Consider the following 21,956-nt stretch of genomic DNA (forward strand, 5'->3'; position numbering starts at 1 on the left):
CTTTTCTCTTAAGGCTGGCTTAAGCTTGGCCTTTTCTTTCTCGCACATCCGAAATGATAGGCACAATTCCGGCGCGAACGAACCTTGTTCATTGCCGCGATGCGTGTCCAACAAAGAGTTCAAGGATGTCGCGTAAAAACTCCCAGGACGCCCCCTTTTCCGGTCTGAAGACGGCCGTGTTCAGCCGCCGCAGCTTTCTGATTGGCGCCAGCGCTGTCGCCTTGTCAGGCTGTGTTTCGACCGCCCAGCCGCCGCAACCGACCCAGCCCGTCAAGAAGCCGGTCGCCCCGTCGCAGCCTGTGCCGCTCATGTATCAGGCCATGCCGGAAGAGCAATTTCCGCTGCCTGCCGTCGATATCAGCAAGGTCGATCAGAAATTCTGGCGGCAGGAAGTCGATTACCCGACATCCGAGGTGAAGGGCACCATCATCGTCGATACGCCGAACAAATATCTTTATCACGTGCTCGGCAACGGTCGTGCTATGCGCTACGGCATCGGCGTTGGTCGTGATGGTTTTGCCTGGGCGGGTCGGGCCGTGGTCGCCTACAAGCGCCAATGGCCGCGTTGGACACCGCCGGACGAGATGGTCGCGCGTCAGCCAGCGCTCCAGCCTTACAGCATCGCCAATGGTGGTATGCCGCCCGGCCTCAAGAACCCGCTTGGTGCGCGCGCCATGTATATCCATAAGGATGGTCGCGATACGCTATATCGTATCCATGGATCGCCGGAAGCATGGAGTATCGGCAAGGCCGTTTCCTCCGGCTGTATCCGTATGCTCAATCAGGATGTGATCGACCTTTATAACAATGTGCGCGATGGCAGCACGATTGTCGTGATCCCCGATCCGACAAAGGGTCAGCAGGTCACGAGCTGATCTGGGGCACATCTCGAAAAACAAAAAGGGCGCGAAAAACGCGCCCTTTTTGTTTGGGTGTTTCTACCGGCTCGAAGCTCAGTAGGCATATTCCAGGAAGATCGGCTCGACGGAACCGGCCCAGATGCTGTTGTAAGCTTTCAGCATGCGCTCGGCATCGGTGATGCCAGCGGCGACGATTTCTTCCAGCGGGGCCAGGAAGTGGGTTTCGTCAAAGCCTTCCGGGTTCAGCTTGTTGCGGTTCTTCAGGCCAAGACGCGAAATCTTCAGCGTTTCGCGGGCGATGCCTTCCAGCGGCTTGCCGCGGAATGTTGCAGTGAGCGCCTTGGTCGGCACGTCATTGCGCAGCGCCAGAACCTCTTCATAGGTCCAGTCCTTGGTCAGCATTTCGGCTGCCGTCAGCGCTTCTTCATCATAGAGCAGGCCGACCCAATAGGCGGGCAAGGCGCAGATGCGCCGCCATGGACCACCGTCTGCCCCACGCATTTCGAGGAAGCGCTTGAGGCGCACTTCCGGGAACAGCGTTGAAAGATGGTTGGTCCAGTCGCCCATATTCGGCACCGGATCGCTGACTTCACCCTTCAATGCGCCGTTCATGAACTGGCGGAAAGTGACATGGGTGCAATCGTGATAACGGCCATCGCGCAGGATGAAATACATCGGAATATCGAGCGCCCAGTTGACATAGTCAGCAAAGCCGAAATTTTCCGAGAAGACGAAAGGCAGCACACCGGCGCGCTGGTTGTCGGTATCGCGCCAGATGCTCGAGCGCCACGACAGAAGGCCGTTCGGCTTGCCTTCGGTGAAGGGTGAGCTGGAAAACAGCGCTGTGGCGACCGATTGCAGTTTCATCGAAACCTGCATTTTGCGGCGCATATCGCGTTCGGAGCTGAAATCGAGGTTCACCTGAATGGTCGAGGTCCGGTACATCATGTCCAGACCTTCATGGCCGACCTTCGGCATGTAGTTGGTCATGATCTTGTAGCGAGACTTCGGCATGACCGGGGTTTCGGCCAGCGTCCATTTCGGGCTGCCGCCAACGCCGAGAAAACGAATGCCCAGAGGCTCGGCGATTTCCCGCACCTGGCTCAAATGAGCGTTCATCTCGCGACAGGTCTGGTGAATGGTCGAAAGCGGTGCGCCGGAAAGCTCGAACTGGCCGCCCGGTTCCAGCGAAATTGCGCCCTGTCCGGTCGGCTCCACCAATCCGATGATGTTGCCTTCATCCATGATCGGCTCCCAGCCGAGCATGGCCTGCATGCCTTCCAGAATGGCCTTGATGCCGCGCGGGCCCGCATAGGGAACGGGGCTGTTGTCCGCCGTATAGAAGGGAAACTTCTCGTGCTCGGTGCCGATGCGCCAGGCATCCTTGGGTTTGTTTCCCCCGGCAAGATAGATCGCAAGTTCTTCAACGCCCGTCAGTGCCGTTTCGTCAGTCGTATCGCGCGCCATACAGTCTATCCCTGGTCGTATTTCAGCTTGTCAGCGTGATTGGACAAATTTGTCAAATCACGCAAGTCAATTTCATTGAACGATCGATTTAGAGAACATCATGCCGCATTTCTCCAGTCACCGAGAATGGCCTGCACCAGCGCCATGGCCGCAACCGCAGCGGTATCCGCCCGCAAAATGCGGGGGCCGAGCGGAATGGCCGTTACGAAGGGCAAACGGCGCAGCAATTGCCGCTCTTCTTCCGAAAATCCGCCTTCCGGGCCGATCAGAAGCCCCATCGGCCAAGGCTTCGATTGGGGCTTCAAACCTTGCAGAATGCTCAACGGGTCGTCCGATTCGTGGCCTTCGTCGCAAAAGATCAGACGGCGAGACGGGTCCCACTGGTCGATGAAGCGGTCGAAACGCACCGCGTCGCGGCATTCTGGAATGGAGAGCACACCGCATTGTTCGGCAGCCTCGATGGCATTGGCCTTTATCTTGTCGGTGTTGAGCTTCGGCACCTGCGTGTGCTGGGTGACGACCGGCTGCAGAACGCCTGCGCCCATCTCAACGGCTTTTTGCACCATATAGTCGAGGCGGCCCTGTTTCAGCGGCGCGAAACAATAGACGAGATCGCTTGGCGCTGGCTGCGGGCGCGTCTCCTCAACAGGTACGAGCAGAACACGCTTCTTGCCTTCCGGCTTCAGCCGGGCTTTCCACTCACCGTCGCGCCCGTTGAAAGCGAGAACTTCATCGCCTTCTTTCAGGCGCAGCACGTGAGTGAGATAATGCGCAGCCTGCGGCGCAGCCTCGACCGGTGTTTCCGGGGCGAGGTCATCCTCGATATAAAGTCGTTGCATTCTGTAATTGGCGCGCATGTTCGCATCGATGGCAGAGGGAAAGCCCGCCGGTCAAGCGCTTTGTGTGACCGTTCTGCCAGCTTGCGGATCGAAAACCGCTCTCACTTGAAGAAAAGCTTACACAAACAATTGATGGGAAATGTCTGGTGGTTGAATCTAATTAGATTGTATCCATATAGGTATGAAGCTATCTATTTGAATGGAATTGAAGTGATGAAACAAGCTTGGGTCGAATTCGCGCCGCTTCTTGCAAGCACTGCCAGAGGATGGCGGAAAGCCTTTGATGCGGCAATGGCGGAGCATGGTCTTTCCGATGCGAAAGCCGTTCCGCTGATGACCCTCTTGCGGCATGGCGATCTGATCCCCCAGGGGGTGCTGGCCGAACGGGTTGGCATCGAGGGGGCTACGATTGTTCGTGTTGTCGATGAGCTGGAGAAGGATGGCCTGATCCTGCGCGTCGCCGACGATGCCGATCGTCGCGTCAAACTCATCCAGTTGACAGAAGAAGGCCGCACCGTCGCCACCAAGGTGGAAAAATCTGCGGCACGTCTTCGGACGCAGTTCTTAAGCGATTTCGACGCCGAACAGGTCGATGTCGCCATGGAAGTTTTGCGCAAGCTGAACGAGAAGTTCCTCAACCTTTAAACAAACGCTGCCTTCGAAAACCATGACCAAGCTTGCCGAAACAACACCGAAATTCTGGGATGTCGTCTTTTCGTTAAAGACGTTCGCCGCCGGTATGCTTGCCCTGTGGATTGCGCTGATGGCCAATCTGCCGAACCCGTACTGGTCGATTGCCGCCGTTTACATCGTCGCGCATCCGCTTTCGGGGGCCACCACATCCAAGGGTCTCTACCGTCTGATCGGCACGATTATCGGCGGCGCGGTGACGATCCTTTTCGTGCCGCATCTGATCAATTCGCCGGAGATCCTGACCGTCGCCATCGGCCTGTGGATGGGCGTCTGTCTGGCGATTAGCCTGCTTGACGGCACGCCGCGCAGCTATCTGTTCATGCTCGCCGGTTACACCGTGGCGATTGCAAGTTTTGCCGTGGTTTCCGTTCCTGAAACCACCTTTGATTATGCGCTTGGTCGCGTCGAGGAAATTGCCATTGGCATTATCTGTGCGGCAGTGGTCAACCGCCTCGTCTTTCCACGCCACAGCGGGCCGGTTCTGGTCGGTCGTATCGACAACTGGCTGCGTGAAGGTTCACGGCTGGCCGTCGCCACCATGCGCGGCGAGGGCGCCAGCCCGCAATTCCTTCGCGACCGTCAGCGTCTGGCCGCCGATGCGCTGGAACTGCGCAACCTGACTACCCATGTGGCCTATGACACCTCGTCCATTCGCGGCGTCGGAACCATGCTGCATGTGCTGCAGCAACGCATGGTGGCCGTGCTGCCGATCATTTCCAGCTTGCATGATGTCATCGTGCTGAAGCCCGGTGAGGGTGAAAAGCCATGGCACCCCGCAGTTCAGAAGCTTCTCGACGAAGCCTGTGACTGGCTCGAAAGCGGCGAAAACCTGAGCGACGAGCGTCGCGCGGTTTTGTTGAAGCTGATCGATGAGATCGAGCGTCATGGCAAGGATGCCTCGAGCTGGGGCGAGCTTTTGCCGTTCAATGTGGCAGCGCGTGTGCGCGATCTGGTCCAGATATGGAGCGATTGTATCACGCTGCGTCAGGATATCGTGTCCGGTGCGAAGCGCGGTCATGCGCTGCGCTGGCGTCGTTACGATGCCCATCTCAAGGGACGTCCGGCGCACCGCGATTATGGCATGGCGTTTCTGTCGGGCTTCTCGGCCTTTCTCGCAACTGGCGTGGCAACCGCTTTCTGGATCGCCACAGGCTGGTCGCAGGGCAGTGCGGCCGCGATGATGGCAGGCATCTTCTGCTGTATCTTCGCGACGATGGACGATCCCGTACCGGTGATGCGCAAGTTTAACTGGCTGCTGCTCATCGTGATTCTGGCCGCTTTCGTCTTCGAATTTGCGCTACTGCCGCTGGTGGACGGCTTCTTCCCGCTGGCGCTGGTGCTGGGTCTCTTTCTTGTGCCCGCCGGTGTGCTTCTGGCAATTCCATCGCAGTTTCTGCTGGGCATGGTGCTCTGTGTAAACCTGCCGAACATGCTCATGCTGCAAAGCCACGCCACGTCGGATTTCGTGACGTTCGCGAATGCCAATCTGGCGACTGTTATCGGTATCGTCATCGCTGCGGTGGTCACATCTATCGTGCGCTCGGTCGGTGCTGAATGGAGCGTGCGTCGTCTGGTCAAGGCTGGCTGGCGCGACATCGTCGCGGCAACCGAGCGCGGTCCGAGCCGTCATCGCCGGCAGCATATGAACCGCCTGTTGCTGCGCATGATCGACCGCATCGGCATGATGACGCCGCGTCTGGCGCTGATTCCGTCGGCGGATGTCGCCAAGGTCGATCTGCTGCGCGACCTGCGCAACGGGATGAACACCATCGACCTGCAGCAATATCGCGCCAAACTGGCCGAGCCTTGCCGCGATGCGGTGGATGCGGTGCTGGACGGTGTTGGCGTGCATTATCGGGCTCTGTCCAAGCATGGACCGGACGGTCAGTCGCGCAAGAATACCGATGAACAACTGCTTGCCTCCATCGACAAGGCGATAGCGGCGATCATCGAAAGCGGTTCGCCCGCTGTTGCCCGCCGTCCGCGGCTTGCACTGGTGGCGCTGCGTTTCAACCTGTTTCCCAAGGCGCCGCCATTCGCTTTGCCACCGCGCCCGCAATTAGAGCTGCCGCAAGCTGCCTGACATACAGCCGCGGGAAGAACAGCCCCGTGAAGACCTGAATGTGAACGATCATGAGACCTGAACTCGATATATACGGGATTTATATCCCCACCCTGGGCGTGCTGGCGCTTGGCGCCTATGTCCTCAATACGATCATGCAGCGTCTGTTGGCGCGCGTGCGTTTCTACCGTTTTGTGTGGCACCGGCCTTTGTTCGATGCCGCCATGTATTTCTGCATTCTTGGCGCTGCCGCCATTATCTTGAACGGAATAGACTGATGAAAAAGCTCTTCGCACATACTGGCCGGGTTTTTCTCACCCTCGTCATGGTCACAATGGCGGGTCTGCTTGGCTGGCATCTCTGGGATTATTACATGAATGCGCCGTGGACACGCGACGGCAAGATTCTTGCCGATGTGGTGCGCGTTGCGCCTGACGTTTCGGGTCTGGTGAGCGAGGTTCTGGTTCGCGACAATGAGAACGTCAAAAAGGGCGATGTGATTTTCCGCATCGATCAGGCGCGCTACAAGCTGGCGCTGCAGACGGCGGAAGCCAAGGTTGACAGCAGCAAGGCCGCGCTCGACATGGCCGATCGCGATCTCGTCCGTTATCGCCAGCTTAACGACACGACTGTGACCCGCCAGAAGCTGGAACAGGTCGAAACCACAGCCATGCAGGCCGAGGCGGCTTACCGTCAGGCCGGTCTGGACCGTGATCTGGCCGCGCTCAATATGGAGCGGTCTTCGGTCAAGGCGACGGTCAACGGCGTCATCACCAACTTCTCGCTTCAGCCGGGCGACTATGTCACCGCAGGTTCTGCCGTGACCGCGCTGGTGGACACGGATTCCTATTATGTCTCGGGCTATTTCGAGGAAAACAAGCTTGAGCGTATCAAGATCGGCGATCCGGTTCTGGTTGATGTCATGGGCAGCAAGGTGCAGCTCAAGGGCAAGGTGGAAGGCATTGCCGGTGGCATTGAGGATCGTGAACGCACTGCGACCACAAGCCTGCTCGCCAATGTCACGCCGACTTTCAACTGGGTGCGTCTTGCGCAGCGCGTGCCGGTCCGGGTGAAACTGGAGGAGGTGCCGGAAGGTGTGCACCTCGTGGCGGGCCGAACGGTCAGCGTGTCGGTCGTCGAATAATCGGCATCCAACTGATTAAAGGCCCGGCTGTTGTCCGGGCCTTTTTCGTGTTAGCCAATGGAAACGAGATTTATGGGGTGGTCTATGCGCGTATTGGTCGTCCAGAATTATGACGGTGCGGGGCTGGGGCAGATTGAGCCTGTCCTCACGCAAGCCGGTTATTCGATTGATTTGCGCCACCCCTATAATGGCGATGCGCTGCCCGCCGATGCCAGCGGACATAACGCGCTGATCGTTCTGGGCGGCGAGCAGAATGCGCTGGCTGACGCCGAATTTGCCTATTTCCCGCATCTGCTCGATCTCATCCGTGGTTTTGGCGACAAGGACAAGGCCGTGCTCGGCATTTGCCTCGGCAGCCAACTTGTGGCGCGCGCCTATGGCGGCGAAAATATTCTCGATCGTCCAATGGAGTTCGGCTGGCAGGAAGTGCGCCTGACCGATGAAGGGCAGCGCGATCCGGTTCTGTCGACGGCGGGCAATGCATTTCCGATCTTCCACTGGCACCGCGATACATTCACCCTTCCTGAAGGGGCGGTGCATATGGCGTCGAGCGACATGACGCAGAATCAGGCCTACCGGATTGGCCGGGCAGTCTATGGCACCCAGTTCCATTTCGAGGCCGATACCGGGCTGGTCAAACAGTGGAATGCCCAACTCGCCCACGAAATCGAAGACTTCGCGCCGGGCTGGGACAAGGCCTTTCCGCAACTGGCCGAGGGCGTCGGTCGTTCTTCCGACAAGGCGGGTGCCGCGCTGGCCAAAGCCTGGATCGGCCGAATCTAGAGCGGGCAAAACCGCTCTTGCGATTCCCGGTCGCCCACACGATGAGGAAGACTTTCGGTGCTTCCGCTACAAGCTTGTAAACCCAACATTAACCTTAAGGATAAGCTTCGCGTTGCTGCTTTGCCACATCCTGTCAGCAATGCGTGGATTTGTGAAAAAAGCGCGGTGAACGACGCCGTCGTTCAGTTGCGGGTAACTTTTATCGGGTGTAACTGAACGCCGTCTCCCGGGCAATGATCGGTCGGGCAGGGCTTCACGCCATGCTCGTAACGGCGGCTCGTTTTATCGAATTTCATCCGGCAACCGTCGAGAGAGTTTCCGAATATGACCGCCAAGCATGCCGCCCTTCTTACCGTCCTGATGGTCTCCGCGATCGTGTTCATGGCAGTCGGCATCTTTACCGTCGATGCCGGTAACACCATAGTTTCGAGCGACGGTTACGGAATTTCCAGCGCTCACTAATTTTGGTTATCGCGCTTCGATGAAGCGCTTTTCCACACCGTCGATTGCGATTGCCGAGAGCAGACCGCTCTTCCAGGCATAGGTGTCGAGATTGACCCGGTTGGGTTGAACATCGACTGCACCTTGCGGCGTGTGCCCATGGATGATCACCTTTGCGAGGGGATCGGTCCATTTCAAAAACAGCGTCCGTATCCAGATGAGATCGTCAGGGTCCTGCTCTTCGAGCGGCAGGGCCGGATCGACGCCTGCGTGGCAGAAAAAGAAATCCCCAAACGAGAGCCAGCGCGGCATCGCGCGTATGAAATCGATATGCGCTTGCGGTACGGCTTTCACCAGCGCTTCGTGGCTGCGTCGGGCTTTATCCGTATCGGAAAAATCCAGTTCCACACCGTAGGAGCGTCCGGTTTCCACGCCGCCATGCAAGGCGAAGATGCCTGCCGTGTCGCCGGTGGCGAGGTAATTGAGAAAGCCGTCGTCGTGATTGCCGAGCAGCGACAGGATGCGCGGATCATGCGCGGCTGCATCAATGAGAAAGTCGAGCACTTCCTTCGATTGCGGCCCCCGATCAATATAATCGCCAAGATGGATGATACGCCAGTCGTGAACGGGGCGATGATCGAGATCGGCGCGGATCAATCCATGCATGTCCTGCAAGAGATCGAAGCGGCCATGCACATCGCCGATGGCGTAAAGGCGGATGTTCTGCGGGCCGCACGCATCCTTGAAAATCACACCGGTCATTCGCCTTCGTCCTTCACTTCCTTCACCGCATTGGTGCCCGCACGCTGGCGGAAGCGCAGCTGCGAGACGCGCTCACGCTCTTCGTTCAGCTCGCGGTCGTGCGTTGCCTGCTCGACGAAGCGGATATGTTTTTGCACCGCTTCGCGGGCCGCTTGCGGGTTGCCAGCCATCACCGCATCATAGATAGCGCGATGCTGCGAGAGGAACATGTCAGCGACGCCGGGATAGCTGTAGATCAGACTACGGTTATAAAACACGCCATCCTTCAAAAGCTGGTAGCAGGAGCGCAAAGTGTGCAGCAGCACGATATTATGCGCCGCTTCGCCAACCGCATTGTGCAGCTCGACATCAAGGCGTGCTTCGGTGTCGAAATCGCTTGCGCCATGCGCGGTTTCCATCGCTTTCATGATTTCCGTCAGCAGTGCCTTGTCGGCGGGCGTCGCCCGAAGCGCTGCGTATTCAGCGGCGATGCTTTCGATTTCGCGGCGATATTCCAGATAATCGGCGGTCGCCTTGCGATGATCGGCAAAAAGCTTGACCACGGGCGCGCTGAAGACCTGTCCGATCACATCGGCCACGAATGTTCCACCGCCGTGGCGTGAAGTCAAAAGGCCCGCCGTTTCAAGGCGCTTGAGGGCATCGCGCAGGATGGGCCGGGAAATGTCGAACTGGCGCGCCAGCTCGCGTTCGCCGGGCAGACGGTCGCCGCCGCGCAGAACGCCTTCCAGAATGAGCGTCTCGATCTGGTATACGACATCGTCCGCTGTGCGGCTCGTCTGTATGCGGGAAAAAATCGTTTCGGACATGCCGTTCAAGCCCTTTGCGTATCGGCGGCAAGGTAGCCGCAAGGGACGGACCCGGCAACGGAATATATTGAAAATAAAGCCCGACTGGTGATCCAGCCGGGCTTTCTGATGGTTGGAAGAAGGATGTTTTAAGCCTTTTTGCGCTTGCGCGTCGAAACAAGCACGAACAGACCGGCGACAATGCCATACATCGCCCATTTGAAGGGCAGCGCGTCAGCCGTTTCGCTGCGGATCGGCAGCACGGTTACAGTGCCCGGACGGCTTTCGAAGCCGGTCTTGCCTTCAGACTTCGCCTGCTCGATCTGCTGCGGTGACACGACCCATTCCGCACCGCGGGACTTGTCGTAGAACATGAAGCCGCAACCGACGACAACGGCAACGATGATGGCGAGAATAAAACGGATCGGAGTGTTCATTATCTTTCCTCAGGCTCGGAACAAAGCGACAGGTATTATGGGAGGAGATACCGTGCCGCATGTATATGCGCGTTTTCTAATGCGTGCGTTACATAGCCAGCGAAAGACTTGATGTCTATTTTTGAGATGCGACCTGTGGAGAACTGCCGCTCTCCCAATAAGGTACAGGGCCGTAGAGGTCGGCGAGATAATCTATGAACAGGCGCACCTTGGCAGGCAGGAACTGTTTTGACGGATAGACCGCGTGAATGGCCACGTTGCGCGACGCTGTATAGTCGGGCAGCACCTGAACCAGCTTGCCTGCCGCGAGTTCCGGGCCAATATCCCATGTGGAGCGCTGTGCAATGCCGAGGCCAGCCAGCACGGCTTCACGCACCATCTCGCTGGAATTGGTCTGGAGCGGGCCGACCGGGCGAATGACGATTGGCCCCTTCGGCCCTTCAAGCCGCCATGGATCATTATTGTGCGGCGCAAGGCAGATATGCGCCTGCAAATCTTCGATTGTCTCAGGCGTGCCACGCTCCGCAATGTAACCGGGTGACGCGACGAGCAGGCGACGGACAGGCGCCAGCCTGCGGGCGACAAGGGTCGAATCCGACAATTCGCCAATGCGGATCGCCAAATCATAGCCGTCGCCGACAATATCGACCATTTCGTCGGTCAATTGCATATTGACCGTGAGGTCGGCATTGGCGCGCATGAAAGGCACCAGATAAGGGGCGATATGCATGCGCCCGAAGGTCGTGGGGGCCGAAATCTTCAGCGTGCCGCGCGCATCGGCGGACCGCCGCGCGACAAAAGCTTCCGCTTCCTCGATGTTCGACAGAATGGCCAGGACGCGCTCGTGATAGCCCTGACCGGCCTCGGTCAGCGCGATCTGCCGTGTTGTGCGTTGCAGGAGCCGGGTGCCGAGGCGCTCTTCCAGACGACCAAGACGCTTGGAAACCACCGCGGGGGAAAGGCCGAGATCGCGAGCCGCTGCCGACATGCTGCCGGTTGCGACAACGCGGGCAAAGATTTCCATATCGGCCAGACTGCTGCTCATCATGATCGCGTGATCCCACTCCAACCGAATTGGCCTGCATTTCAATTGCATCTAGCCCAGCGATACAAGGCTCCGCAAGCAATTATGCCGCAGCGTGAAAACTGTTATGCGAACGGTGCAAGTGGTAAAAATGATTTACCACTTGACGAATATGGTGCAGGGTGCACTGTGCATGTTAGAGCTATTCCAGAAAAGTTCGGGTCTGTCCATCCAGTCTGGTATGGCGCGAAAACGATGCGTTACGACCGCTCCGGTTCTCAAGCGAGGATGAAAGCCGGGACGGCATTTGAGGGCTGGCGGCGCCTTGACGAAAAGGCGCCTGACCAGCGGCGGAGGAGCAAATGAGCGGATTGATTATGCCGGAGCCGGATGCGTCCGTCATGCAGCGGCGCGGGCAGATCGTGGATGATCTGCGCGGCATCGTACCGGGCGAGGGCGTGGTCGATACCGTCAATGCAATGCGGGTGTTCGAGAGCGATGGCCTGACCGCGCATCGCTCACTGCCGCTGGTGGTCGTGCTGCCGGAAACGGTCGATCAGGTCTCTCAGGTTCTGCGTTACTGTCACGAGAACGGGATTCGCGTTGTGCCACGCGGCGCGGGCACATCGCTGTCCGGCGGTTCGATGCCCTTGCAGGATGCGGTGCTGCTCGGCATGTCCCGCTTCAATCGTATTCTCGAAATCGATTATCCGAACCGCGTTGCCGTGGTGCAGCCGGGCGTCACCAATCTGGGCATTACCAAAGCCGTCGAGCATGAGGGCTTTTATTATGCGCCCGATCCGTCGTCGCAGATTGCCTGTTCCATCGGCGGCAATGTCGCTGAAAATGCAGGTGGCGTGCATTGCCTCAAATACGGCCTCACCGCCAATAATGTTCTGGGCATCGAAATGGTGCTGATCACCGGCGAGGTTTTGCGCCTCGGCGGCAAGCATCTCGACAGTGAGGGCTATGATCTTCTGGGGCTGATGACCGGTTCGGAAGGCCTGCTCGGCGTGGTGACGGAAATCACGGTGCGCATCTTGCAAAAGCCGGAAACGGCGCGCGCCGTCATGGTCGGCTTTCCATCCAGCGAACAGGCTGGCCAGTGCGTGGCCGATATTATTGGCGCAGGCATTATTCCCGGCGGCATGGAAATGATGGACCGGCCAGCCATCAAGGCGGCAGAAGATTTTGTCCGCGTCGGCTATCCGCTTGATGTGGAAGCGCTTCTGATCGTCGAACTCGACGGTCCGCCAGTGGAGGTCGATCACCTGATCGGACGCGTCGAAGCATTGGCGCTGCGCAACGGCTCCACGACCTGCATTCTGTCGCAGTCGGAAGAGCAGCGTCTCGCTTTCTGGGCTGGGCGCAAGGCGGCTTTCCCGGCGGTGGGACGTATTTCGCCGGATTATCTGTGTATGGATGGCACCATTCCGCGCAAGGAGCTGCCGCGTGTGCTGTCAGGCATGCGCGACCTGTCCGAAAAATACGGATTGCGGGTGGCCAATGTGTTTCATGCGGGCGATGGCAATCTGCATCCGCTGATCCTCTATGATGCGAATATTCCAGGTGAACTGGAAGCTGCCGAGAACTTCGGCGCGGATATTTTGCGGCTCTGCGTGAAAGTTGGCGGTGTTCTCACCGGCGAGCATGGCGTCGGCATCGAAAAGCGCGATCTGATGCCGGAAATGTTCAACGACATCGATCTCGACCAGCAGATGCGCGTCAAATGTGCTTTCGATGCCAAGCATCTGCTCAATCCCGGCAAGGTGTTTCCGCAATTGCGCCGCTGCGCCGAGCTCGGCCGCATGCATGTGCATCGTGGCGAACTGGCCCACCCGGATATTCCCCGATTCTGAATTGTGGTTTTGATCATGAGCGATGCAAATATTCTAAAGCCGCAGGATGAAGCGGGCGTTCTGGATGCGGTGCAGGATGCGCTGGCCAGCTCCACCCCGCTGGAAATCATCGGCCATGGCTCCAAGCGCGGTATCGGACACAGGGTCGATGCGGGCCGCGTGCTCGACGTGTCGCGGCTTTCGGGCGTGACATTGTATGAGCCAGACGAGTTGGTGCTTTCGGCAAAGGCCGGAACGCCGATGGTCGAGATCGAAAAACTTCTGGCTGACAACAATCAGTGTTTTCACTTCGAGCCGATGGATTACGGCCCGCTGCTGTCGGGCGAGGCTGGTCGCGGCACGATCGGCGGTGCGCTTGCCGCCAATCTGTCTGGGCCGCGCCGCCTCAAGGCGGGCGCTGCGCGTGACCATGTGCTTGGCGTGCGCGTTGTGTCGGGGCGGGGCGAATTGTTCAAATCCGGCGGTCGCGTGGTCAAGAACGTGACGGGTTATGACTTGTCCAAGGGCATGGCCAATTCCTGGGGCACGCTGGGCGTCGCCACAGAGGTGACGTTCAAGGTTCTGCCAAAGCCGGAAACGGCAGCCACGCTCGTCGTGCGCGGGCTGACCGATGAACAGGCGGCGTGCGTCATGGCCATGGCGATGGGTTCGCGCGAGGAGGTCGCTTCCGCAGCACATCTGCCGCCGACAGTTGCCAATCGCTTCCTTGATGGAAAGCTTGGCTGGGAAGCGGCGACCGTGTTGCGGCTTGAAGGTTTCGCGCCTTCGGTCGAGCATCGCAGCCGCCAGTTGCAGGCGCTGCTCCTCCAATCCGGCGCGGTGGAAGCTTTGGACGGGGCGCAGTCGCAGCAGCTTTGGCGCGAAGTGCGCGATGTGCTGCCTTATGCCAATGCGGGCGACAATCGCGCTGTCTGGCGCGTTTCAATGACGCCGATGCAAGGCTGGCAGATGGTGGACGAATTCCGCCGTCATGCGGGCGTCGACGCCTATTACGACTGGCAGGGTGGCTTGATCTGGATGCGGATGGAAGCCGATCCGGAAGCGCAGATCTTGCGCAAACTCATTGCCAGATATGGTGGCGGTCACGCGACGCTGGTGCGCGCGCCGGAGACGGTCCGTGCTGGCATTGATGTGTTCGAACCGCAGCCAGCAGCCCTTACGGCCTTGTCGCAGCGGTTGAAGCAGCAATTCGATCCGGAAAATATTCTCAATCCGGGCCGTATGCATTCTCATCAGGTTGGAGCGTGACACGATGCAAACTCATTTCAGCCCCGACCAGCTGCGCGATCCTGGTGTTCAGGAATCGGAAAAGATTCTGCGCAAATGCGTGCATTGCGGCTTCTGCACGGCCACATGCCCGACCTATGTGACGCTTGGCAATGAACTCGACAGTCCGCGCGGGCGCATTTATCTGATCAAGGACATGTTGGAAAACGGCCGTCCGGCGGATGAGGAAGTCGTGCGCCATGTCGACCGCTGCCTGTCGTGCCTCTCCTGCATGACGACCTGTCCTTCGGGCGTCAATTACATGCATCTGGTCGATCATGCTCGCGCGCATATCGAGAAAACCTACAAGCGCCCCTTCATGAACCGCTTCCTGCGCGGTGTACTGACGCAGGTTCTGCCCTATCCGGGCCGGTTCCGTGCGGCGCTGAAGCTGGCGAAACTGGGCAAGCCGTTTGCGCCGCTTTTGCGCAAGAGCGATGCCCTGAAACCCATGGCGGCGATGCTTGATCTCGCACCGCAAAGCCTGCCAGCGGCGGTTCCTATCGAAACCGTCAGCGCCGCCAAGGGCGAAAAGCGCGGTCGCGTGGCAATTCTCAACGGCTGTGCGCAGCCTGTGCTCAATCCGGGTATCAATGCCGCCACGTTGCGGCTTTTGAACCGCTTCGGCATCGAAGTGGTGACGCCGAAGGGCGAAGGCTGCTGCGGTTCGCTGGTTCACCATATGGGCCGTGAAGAGCAGGCGCTTGAACAGGCGCGGCACAATGTCGATGTCTGGACGCGCGAGATTGAGGCGGGCGGTCTCGATGCGATCATCGTCACGGCGTCCGGCTGCGGTACCACGATCAAGGATTATGGTTACATGTTGCGGCTTGATCCGGCCTATCAGGACAAGGCTGCGCGGGTTTCGGCACTGGCAAAGGATATCACTGAGTATCTGGTCGGCATCGACTTGCCGGAACCCGATGCGCCGCAGGCGCTGACGGTCGCCTACCATTCGGCCTGCTCGATGCAGCATGGGCAAAAAATCGTGCGACAGCCGAAAGACCTGCTCTCCAGGGCGGGCTTTACGGTAAAGGAACCGCTGGAAGGGCACCTCTGCTGCGGATCGGCTGGTACCTATAACATCATGCAGCCGGAGATTGCCGTCAAGCTGCGCGATCGCAAGGTGAAGAATATCGAGGCAACTGGCGCCGCCCTTATCGCAACGGGCAATATCGGTTGCATGACGCAGATTGCCACCGGCAGCAAACTGCCGATTGTTCATACGGTGGAGCTGATCGACTGGGCCTATGGCGGGCCAAAGCCAGTTGCGCTCTCAAGCTCCCGCCTTCACTGACGCGGCATAGTGCAACGGAAAGCCCTTGAAGCTTTTCGTTTCCTTCAAAACGAAGGTCGTCTGCATTTCCTTGATACGGGGCAGGCGGCGTAGGGTGGACATGGCGAAATCGGCATATGTGTCGAGATCGCGTGAGACCACCTGAAGCAGAAAGTCGGCATCGCCTGCAATGCTGTAGCAGGTGATCACGTCGTCGAGCCCCATCAGCTCGGCGGCAAATTGCTCCGCCTCCAATTCGCTGTGACTGTCGATCTTGATCCGCACGAAAGCCATGACGCCAAGGCCGATTGCCTTGCGATTGAGGTTAGCGCGATAGCCGTCGATCACACCATCTTCTTCCAGCTTGCGCATCTTGCGCCAGCTTGGCGAGGTGGACATGCCGACCTGATCGGCCAGCGCCTGATTGGTCAGGCGACCGTCTTCCTGCAAAGCTTCGAGAATGCGAATATCGGAGGGTTCCAGCGCGCTCATAAAAACTACCTGATTGATGTTAATATGGGGTAGAATCTACCTTATTATGACAATAGTGAGGTAAGAAAGGCAGGATCGCCCAGAGGATGCGGTGTATTTCTCACCGAGAAACACTGAAACTCTGGAGCCACCATGCAGGAAGATCTGCGTCTCGCCGTTATCGTCAACCCTGATCTGGCCCAAGGCCTGCTGGCAAACACGGTCGCGGCCATCTCGATTGGACTTGGCGCACGACTGCCTCAAGTCGCGGCGCGGCAGTTGGTTGATCGCTTAGGCGTCGCCATCGATATCAGCTCGGACCGGCCCGTGCCGATCCTGCAAGCAGACGCGGAAACGATCCGGGCGATCCTGTTGAAAGCGGCGGCACATGAAGACAGGGAAGCGGTTGTCGCCTTTCCGGCCTTCGCGCGGGCAATGCATGTCTATGCGGAATATGAAACCACGTTTCCGAACCGCGATCTTGCCGCCGAGGTCATTGATGGTGTGGGGATCGCCGGTCCCGCCAAATGGGTCCGCTCATTGACCGGCAGCCTGAAGCTGCTGCGATAAAAAAAGCCGGGCGATTGCCCGGCCTTTTGTTCATGTGTTTTGGATTAGCCCGCCGAGAATGTCGCCGGGTTGGGGCCGATGCGGCCATCGGTCTTGTCCAGCTTGGTAATGGCATCGTGATCGGTGCCATTGAGGCTGAAATCGAAAACCTCGAAATTTTCCTTGATACGGGCAGGCGTGACCGACTTCGGGATGACGATATTGCCGGTCTCGATGTGCCAGCGCAGGATGACCTGTGCAACGGATTTGCCGTGCTTGGCGGCAATCGCCTTTAGCTTCTCGTCTTCCAGAATCTTGCCTTGTCCAAGCGGGCTCCAGGCTTCGGTGGCGATGTCGTGCTTGCCATGGAACAGGCGCAGCTCGTCCTGCTGGAACTGCGGATGCAGCTCGATCTGGTTTAGAACCGGCGTCACGCCGCTTTCCTTGATCACGCGTTCAAGGTCGGCTGTGCGGAAGTTCGACACGCCGATAGACTTCACGAGGCCTTCTTCCTTCAGCTTGATGAAGGCGCGCCAGGTTTCCATGAACAGGTCTTTTGACGGCATCGGCCAATGGATCAGATACAGATCGACATAATCCGTGCCGAGCTTTTTCAGGCTGGTCGCAAAGGCTTTTAGCGTCGATTCATAGCCCTGATCGCTGTTCCAGAGTTTGGTCGTCAGGAAGATGTCGCCGCGTGCAATGCCCGAATTGTTGATGGCTTTGCCCACGCCTTCTTCATTGCCATAGATGGCGGCGGTGTCGATGTGCCGGTAGCCCGCTTTCAGCGCCTCGCTGACGGCTGTAACCGCTTCATCATTGCCCACCTGCCAGACACCGTAACCGAGCTGCGGAATATGGTTGCCGTCGTTCAGTTTTACGGTCGGTACGGTCATGATCTATCCTTTCCCTCCATCCAAATGCGACACCGGTTCATATTCCGATACAGTCGCATTTGTGGCCGCCCTCTGGCGGCGCCGTCCATGTTTTTTCAAATCATCACTCAAATCATCATTGGCAGCATATGGGTGTTCGCGGGAAAAGCAAAAGCCTTTTCAGGTTGTTTTTGGGCCTGTGACAGATTGATTTCATCAAAAAATCCAATGTTTCAGTATTATGAATGTAAAAAAGCCGCCCTGCAGAGAGAGCGGCTTTGTTTGACTATAAAACTGTTCCGGAACGGATCAGCGAACCACGACGCGTGTGCCAATGGGAACGCGTTCATAGAGATCGGTCACGTCCTCGTTGCGCATACGGATACAACCCGACGACATAGCCTTGCCGATGGTCCATGGCTGGTTGGTGCCATGAATGCGATAAAGCGTCGAACCGAGATAAAGGGCGCGTGCGCCAAGCGGATTGTTAACGCCGCCATCCATGCGCGCAGGCAGAATGCGCCCCTTGCGACGCTCGCGGGCAATCATTTCCTTGGGCGGCGTCCAGGTCGGCCATTCGGCCTTGCGGCTGATGTGCTGTGAACCTTTCCAGCTGAAACCCTGCTTGCCCACGCCGACGCCGTAACGCATGGCCCGGCCGTCGGACTGGACGAGATAAAGAAAGCGCTTGCTGGTATCAATCACGATGGTGCCGGACTTTTCGCTGCCGGAATAGGAAACACTCTGCGGCAGATAGATCGGGTCGATCTGATGTTTGCTCGGCGCGGTGGCTGGATTGCTTGCCGGGCGCTGGTAGGAAACCTGACGATAATTCGGCTTCGACTTCTGCTTTTGTTTGACGGTGGTGCGGCGCACTGGCTGCTGGACTGTCCCCTCCGGCATCTGGCGCATGCGCGCCGGCTGACCGTGCAACTGCGCTACCCATGGTGCGGAAAGGTCGGGGCTGACGGCCACCGGCGGCAGGGTCGCGTAACGGTCATTGGCAAAAGCCATGCCGGTGCTGACGATGGAAACAGCAATCGCTGCAAGCGATCCGATCAAAAGAAGATGACGTGGTTGCATGGTCCAGATCCGTCTCTCTTTGCGCCATTATCCCGGTTGCGTTGCCCGTCTGGGTCCATTGGCGCGGTTGCCCGGCTGCGGCTCCTGACACGTCCTGTCAGGAGAACAGCCCTTAATTTCATGCCGGGATTGTGCGCCCCAATGGAATCGGAAAGGTAAATTTCGGTCGCGTGTTTTGCTTGGACGACACTCTAAGTAGAGTTGTGGTTAGCGTCAGGTTGCGCCACATGTTTAATGATCGATGAAGCTTTGCGCATGTCCCCAAAAAGTGGGAAACACTTTTCAAATCAGGTCATGAGCAGAAAATTGGAGGCGGGAAATGAGTGACATTGCCGAAGTGAAAACCGGTCTTATCGTCAGCGAAGATGGCAAGACCCGTTGCTTCTGGCCGGGCGTATTGCCGGATTATCTCGCCTATCATGACAATGAATGGGGCGTGCCGGTCTCCAGCGATTATCGGCTGTTCGAGAAAATCTGCCTCGAAGGTTTCCAGTCGGGCCTGTCCTGGCTCACCATCCTGCGCAAGCGCGAGAATTTCCGCGCGGCTTTCGATGGTTTCGATTTCCACCGCGTCGCGCAATATGACGTCAAGGATGTCGAGCGTCTCCTGGCCGACAAGGGTATTGTGCGCCATCGCGGCAAGATCGAATCCACGATCAACAATGCAAACCGCGCCATTGAACTGGTCGCGGAAAAGGGATCGCTTGCGGCCTATTTCTGGTCGTTTGAACCGGGTGCGGAGGACCGCCCTGTCGTCGTGGATTATCCGACCCTGATTGCCAATCCGAAAACCGATACCTCCATCCGCATTTCCAAGGATTTGAAAAAGCGCGGCTGGTCCTTCGTCGGGCCGACCACGGTTTATGCTTTCATGCAGGCCATGGGTCTGGTCAACGACCATATCGAAGGCTGCCACTGCCGCGCCCATGTCGAAAAGCTGCGGCTGGCATTCAAGCGCCCCCAATAAACCGGAGATTGATAACCGGCGATCTTTCTGCGAAAAGCAGTGTTCATTCGGAGGAACAGCCATGGATTTGACGTCGCTCATTGCTTTCGCGGGTATTCTGGTCGTAGCCGCAGGCACGCCGGGGCCGAATGTCGGCGCGCTGGTGGCGCGCGTCATCAGCCGTGGGCATAAGGGCGTCTTTCCATTCATGTTCGGTCTCTGGCTGGGTGATGCCGTATGGCTCTCGCTTGCCGTTTGGGGCCTGTCGGCTCTCGCCAACAGCTTCCACACCGCGTTTCTGGTGCTGAAATATGCAGGCGTCGCCTATTTGATCTATTTGTCGTGGAAAATGTGGATCGCACCAGTCGATGAAGAAGCGGATGAAAATGCCATTCCGCGCGAGGGTGAAGGGCGCAAGCTTTTCCTCAGCGCACTCGCCGTCACGCTCGGAAATCCGAAGATCATGGTCTTTTATATCGCCATTCTGCCAACCGTCGTGGATATCACCCATGTGTCGCTGGTTGGCTGGGCAGAATTGCTGGCTGTCATGTTTGCCGTTCTGGCGGCGGTCGACACCGCCTGGGTGGTGCTGGCCGCGCAGGCGCGGCGTGTTTTGCGCAGCCCACGTATGATGCGCATTGCCAATCGGACCAGCGCTGGCATGATGGCGGGCGCCGCCGTCGCCATTGCCGCACGCTGAACGCGCTTCCTGCACTTGCCGCAACGGGCCTGATCGGTTAGGAAACCGGCAACACTCGGTTTTCGAGGATTTGCCGGTTCTTCCGGCATATATTGTATATACTTAGCGATCAGGCAGGAAAAATGGCCGATAAAGCGGACAAGATGAAGGCGCGGCTGCCGCGCGGGTTTGTCGATCGGGTTCCGGACGACTTGCGCGCCGCCGAAAAGATGATGGCGACGATCCGCGAAGTCTATGACCTCTATGGTTTCGAGCCGGTGGAAACGCCGCTGGTGGAATATACGGACGCGCTCGGAAAGTTTCTTCCGGATCAGGATCGCCCGAATGAAGGTGTGTTCTCCTTTCAGGACGACGATGAGCAGTGGCTGTCGCTGCGCTACGATCTGACCGCGCCGCTGGCGCGCTATGTGGCCGAGAATTTCGAGCAGCTTCCAAAGCCTTATCGCAGCTATCGCAATGGCTGGGTGTTCCGCAACGAGAAGCCGGGCCCGGGCCGCTTCCGTCAGTTCATGCAGTTCGACGCCGACACGGTCGGCGCGCCGAACGTCTCCGCTGATGCCGAAATGTGCATGATGATGGCCGATACGCTGGAGCGTCTTGGCATTCGTCGTGGCGATTACGCAATCCGCGTCAACAACCGCAAGGTTCTGGACGGCGTGCTGGATGCCATCGGCCTTGAAGGCGAGGGCAATGCCGCCAAGCGCCTGAATGTACTGCGCGCCATCGACAAGCTCGACAAGTTCGGCCCCGAAGGCGTGCGCCTTCTGCTCGGCAAGGGTCGCCTTGACGAAAGCGGCGATTTCACCAAGGGCGCAGAACTGGCCGATGCAGCGATTGAAAAGGTGCTGGCTTTCACCGCCGCCGGTGGTGCGACGGGTGCCGATACGATTGCCAATCTTCGCGCTGTCGTTGCGGGCAATGCCAAGGGCGAAGAAGGCGTCACCGAACTCGCCGACATGCAGGCGCTGTTTTCGGCAGGCGGCTATGATGGTCGCGTGAAGATCGACCCGTCCGTGGTTCGCGGCCTTGAATATTATACCGGCCCGGTATTCGAAGCCGAGCTTCTGTTCGACGTGACCAATGAAGACGGCCAGAAGGTCGTGTTCGGCTCGGTTGGCGGCGGTGGTCGTTATGACGGTCTCGTGTCGCGCTTCCGTGGCGAGCCGGTTCCGGCGACGGGTTTCTCCATCGGTGTTTCGCGCCTGATGACGGCGCTGAAAAATCTCGGCAAGCTGGATGTGTCCGATGTCGTCGGCCCGGTAGTCGTGCTGGTGATGGACAAGGACACGGAAAGCCTCGGCCGCTATCAGAAAATGGTCTCCGATCTGCGCCAGCAGGGCATCCGCGCTGAAATGTATGTCGGCGGTTCCGGCATGAAGGCGCAGATGAAATATGCCGACCGTCGCGAAGCGCCATGCGTGATCATTCAGGGCTCGCAGGAACGTGAAGCCGGTGAAGTGCAGATCAAGGATCTGGTTGAAGGCAAGCGTCTTTCCGCCGAGATCGAGGACAATGTGACCTGGCGCGAGAGCCGCCCGGCGCAGATCACCGTCAAGGAAGACGGTCTGGTCGAAGCGGTTCGGGAAATTCTCAGCAGTCAGGCGCAGGACCGCGCTCAAGCCGCAAAGTGATCG

23 protein-coding genes are annotated in these 21,956 nt (G+C 58.4%); 14 read left to right on the forward strand and 9 right to left on the reverse strand.

Going from position 1 to position 21,956, the window contains the following annotated elements; genetic code table 11:
• Positions 1-125 precede the first annotated feature (125 nt).
• Positions 126-875, forward strand: coding sequence for a L,D-transpeptidase (locus tag FHW03_RS04310; RefSeq protein WP_182519522.1), 750 nt, complete (start codon positions 126-128; stop codon positions 873-875).
• A 78-nt stretch (positions 876-953) separates the two neighbouring features.
• On the opposite strand, the gene FHW03_RS04315 is transcribed toward FHW03_RS04310, so the two are convergent.
• Together FHW03_RS04315 and FHW03_RS04320 are read right to left on the reverse strand one after the other, a co-directional pair.
• The gene (locus FHW03_RS04315; RefSeq protein WP_182519523.1) at positions 954-2,327 is read right to left on the reverse strand and encodes a glutamate--cysteine ligase; all 1,374 of its coding nucleotides are present in this window, start codon (positions 2,325-2,327) and stop codon (positions 954-956) included.
• Positions 2,328-2,425: 98 nt separating this feature from the next.
• Positions 2,426-3,184, reverse strand: a complete 759-nt coding sequence (locus FHW03_RS04320) for a 16S rRNA (uracil(1498)-N(3))-methyltransferase (protein ID WP_377514108.1) — start codon at positions 3,182-3,184, stop codon at positions 2,426-2,428.
• A gap of 195 nt (positions 3,185-3,379) precedes the next feature.
• Here FHW03_RS04320 and FHW03_RS04325 point away from each other — a divergent pair, with 195 nt between their 5' ends.
• The 6 genes from FHW03_RS04325 to FHW03_RS04350 all read left to right on the forward strand — a co-directional run bounded on the left by FHW03_RS04325 (position 3,380) and on the right by FHW03_RS04350 (position 8,310).
• Positions 3,380-3,811 carry a MarR family transcriptional regulator gene (locus FHW03_RS04325; RefSeq protein ID WP_182519525.1) on the forward strand — a complete coding sequence of 144 codons (432 nt, stop codon included), beginning with the start codon at positions 3,380-3,382 and terminating at the stop codon, positions 3,809-3,811.
• 22 nt (positions 3,812-3,833) lie between these two features.
• Entirely contained in the window at positions 3,834-5,942 is a 2,109-nt protein-coding gene (locus tag FHW03_RS04330; protein ID WP_182519526.1) for an FUSC family protein, read from the forward strand.
• Between the two features lie 50 nt (positions 5,943-5,992).
• Positions 5,993-6,199: a DUF1656 domain-containing protein gene (locus FHW03_RS04335; RefSeq protein ID WP_078338977.1), complete on the forward strand. Its 207-nt coding sequence runs from the start codon at positions 5,993-5,995 to the stop codon at positions 6,197-6,199.
• On the forward strand, positions 6,199-7,065 hold the full coding sequence (locus FHW03_RS04340) for an HlyD family secretion protein (RefSeq protein WP_182519527.1): 867 nt from the start codon (positions 6,199-6,201) through the stop codon (positions 7,063-7,065). Before FHW03_RS04335 ends, FHW03_RS04340 begins: the two co-directional genes overlap by 1 nt.
• Before the next feature lie 84 nt (positions 7,066-7,149).
• The gene (locus FHW03_RS04345; protein ID WP_182519528.1) at positions 7,150-7,848 is read left to right on the forward strand and encodes a type 1 glutamine amidotransferase; all 699 of its coding nucleotides are present in this window, start codon (positions 7,150-7,152) and stop codon (positions 7,846-7,848) included.
• A gap of 324 nt (positions 7,849-8,172) precedes the next feature.
• Positions 8,173-8,310 (forward strand): hypothetical protein, encoded by a 138-nt coding sequence (locus FHW03_RS04350; protein WP_182519529.1) that lies wholly within the window; start codon positions 8,173-8,175, stop codon positions 8,308-8,310.
• Positions 8,311-8,316: 6 nt separating this feature from the next.
• On the opposite strand, the gene FHW03_RS04355 is transcribed toward FHW03_RS04350, so the two are convergent.
• The 4 genes from FHW03_RS04355 to FHW03_RS04370 all read right to left on the reverse strand — a co-directional run bounded on the left by FHW03_RS04355 (position 8,317) and on the right by FHW03_RS04370 (position 11,318).
• Positions 8,317-9,051 (reverse strand): metallophosphoesterase, encoded by a 735-nt coding sequence (locus FHW03_RS04355; protein ID WP_182519530.1) that lies wholly within the window; start codon positions 9,049-9,051, stop codon positions 8,317-8,319.
• On the reverse strand, positions 9,048-9,857 hold the full coding sequence (locus FHW03_RS04360) for an FCD domain-containing protein (protein ID WP_182519531.1): 810 nt from the start codon (positions 9,855-9,857) through the stop codon (positions 9,048-9,050). The genes FHW03_RS04355 and FHW03_RS04360 overlap by 4 nt, the downstream gene beginning before the upstream one ends.
• Before the next feature lie 128 nt (positions 9,858-9,985).
• A complete protein-coding gene (locus FHW03_RS04365) occupies positions 9,986-10,273 on the reverse strand; it encodes a hypothetical protein (protein WP_182519532.1) in 288 nt (95 codons plus the stop codon).
• A gap of 115 nt (positions 10,274-10,388) precedes the next feature.
• Entirely contained in the window at positions 10,389-11,318 is a 930-nt protein-coding gene (locus FHW03_RS04370) for a LysR family transcriptional regulator (protein ID WP_078339071.1), read from the reverse strand.
• A 341-nt stretch (positions 11,319-11,659) separates the two neighbouring features.
• Here FHW03_RS04370 and FHW03_RS04375 point away from each other — a divergent pair, with 341 nt between their 5' ends.
• From FHW03_RS04375 to glcF, 3 genes are read left to right on the forward strand one after another with little or no spacing between them, the layout of a single operon-like run.
• Positions 11,660-13,156 carry an FAD-linked oxidase C-terminal domain-containing protein gene (locus FHW03_RS04375; protein WP_182519533.1) on the forward strand — a complete coding sequence of 499 codons (1,497 nt, stop codon included), beginning with the start codon at positions 11,660-11,662 and terminating at the stop codon, positions 13,154-13,156.
• A 15-nt stretch (positions 13,157-13,171) separates the two neighbouring features.
• A complete protein-coding gene (glcE, locus tag FHW03_RS04380) occupies positions 13,172-14,404 on the forward strand; it encodes a glycolate oxidase subunit GlcE (protein WP_182519534.1) in 1,233 nt (410 codons plus the stop codon).
• A gap of 4 nt (positions 14,405-14,408) precedes the next feature.
• Positions 14,409-15,719, forward strand: coding sequence for a glycolate oxidase subunit GlcF (gene glcF, locus FHW03_RS04385; RefSeq protein WP_182519535.1), 1,311 nt, complete (start codon positions 14,409-14,411; stop codon positions 15,717-15,719).
• Here glcF and FHW03_RS04390 read toward each other — a convergent pair.
• Positions 15,699-16,190 carry an Lrp/AsnC family transcriptional regulator gene (locus FHW03_RS04390; protein WP_182519536.1) on the reverse strand — a complete coding sequence of 164 codons (492 nt, stop codon included), beginning with the start codon at positions 16,188-16,190 and terminating at the stop codon, positions 15,699-15,701. The genes glcF and FHW03_RS04390 overlap by 21 nt on opposite strands.
• Before the next feature lie 132 nt (positions 16,191-16,322).
• On the opposite strand from FHW03_RS04390, the gene FHW03_RS04395 reads away from it, so the two are divergent.
• The gene (locus FHW03_RS04395) at positions 16,323-16,739 is read left to right on the forward strand and encodes a DUF2000 domain-containing protein (protein ID WP_182519537.1); all 417 of its coding nucleotides are present in this window, start codon (positions 16,323-16,325) and stop codon (positions 16,737-16,739) included.
• A gap of 44 nt (positions 16,740-16,783) precedes the next feature.
• On the opposite strand, the gene FHW03_RS04400 is transcribed toward FHW03_RS04395, so the two are convergent.
• Both FHW03_RS04400 and FHW03_RS04405 read right to left on the reverse strand, forming a co-directional pair.
• The gene (locus FHW03_RS04400) at positions 16,784-17,614 is read right to left on the reverse strand and encodes an aldo/keto reductase (protein WP_182519538.1); all 831 of its coding nucleotides are present in this window, start codon (positions 17,612-17,614) and stop codon (positions 16,784-16,786) included.
• Between the two features lie 288 nt (positions 17,615-17,902).
• On the reverse strand, positions 17,903-18,676 hold the full coding sequence (locus FHW03_RS04405) for a L,D-transpeptidase (RefSeq protein WP_182519539.1): 774 nt from the start codon (positions 18,674-18,676) through the stop codon (positions 17,903-17,905).
• Between the two features lie 319 nt (positions 18,677-18,995).
• Here FHW03_RS04405 and FHW03_RS04410 point away from each other — a divergent pair, with 319 nt between their 5' ends.
• The 3 genes from FHW03_RS04410 to hisS all read left to right on the forward strand — a co-directional run bounded on the left by FHW03_RS04410 (position 18,996) and on the right by hisS (position 21,953).
• Positions 18,996-19,643 carry a DNA-3-methyladenine glycosylase I gene (locus FHW03_RS04410; RefSeq protein ID WP_182519540.1) on the forward strand — a complete coding sequence of 216 codons (648 nt, stop codon included), beginning with the start codon at positions 18,996-18,998 and terminating at the stop codon, positions 19,641-19,643.
• Positions 19,644-19,704: 61 nt separating this feature from the next.
• Positions 19,705-20,322, forward strand: coding sequence for a LysE family translocator (locus FHW03_RS04415; protein WP_182519541.1), 618 nt, complete (start codon positions 19,705-19,707; stop codon positions 20,320-20,322).
• 122 nt (positions 20,323-20,444) lie between these two features.
• Positions 20,445-21,953: a histidine--tRNA ligase gene (hisS, locus tag FHW03_RS04420; RefSeq protein WP_182519542.1), complete on the forward strand. Its 1,509-nt coding sequence runs from the start codon at positions 20,445-20,447 to the stop codon at positions 21,951-21,953.
• The last annotated feature ends 3 nt before the right edge of the window (positions 21,954-21,956 follow it).

The organism is Ochrobactrum sp. RH2CCR150, assembly GCA_014138095.1.
GTDB classification, from domain to species: domain Bacteria; phylum Pseudomonadota; class Alphaproteobacteria; order Rhizobiales; family Rhizobiaceae; genus Brucella; species Brucella gambitense.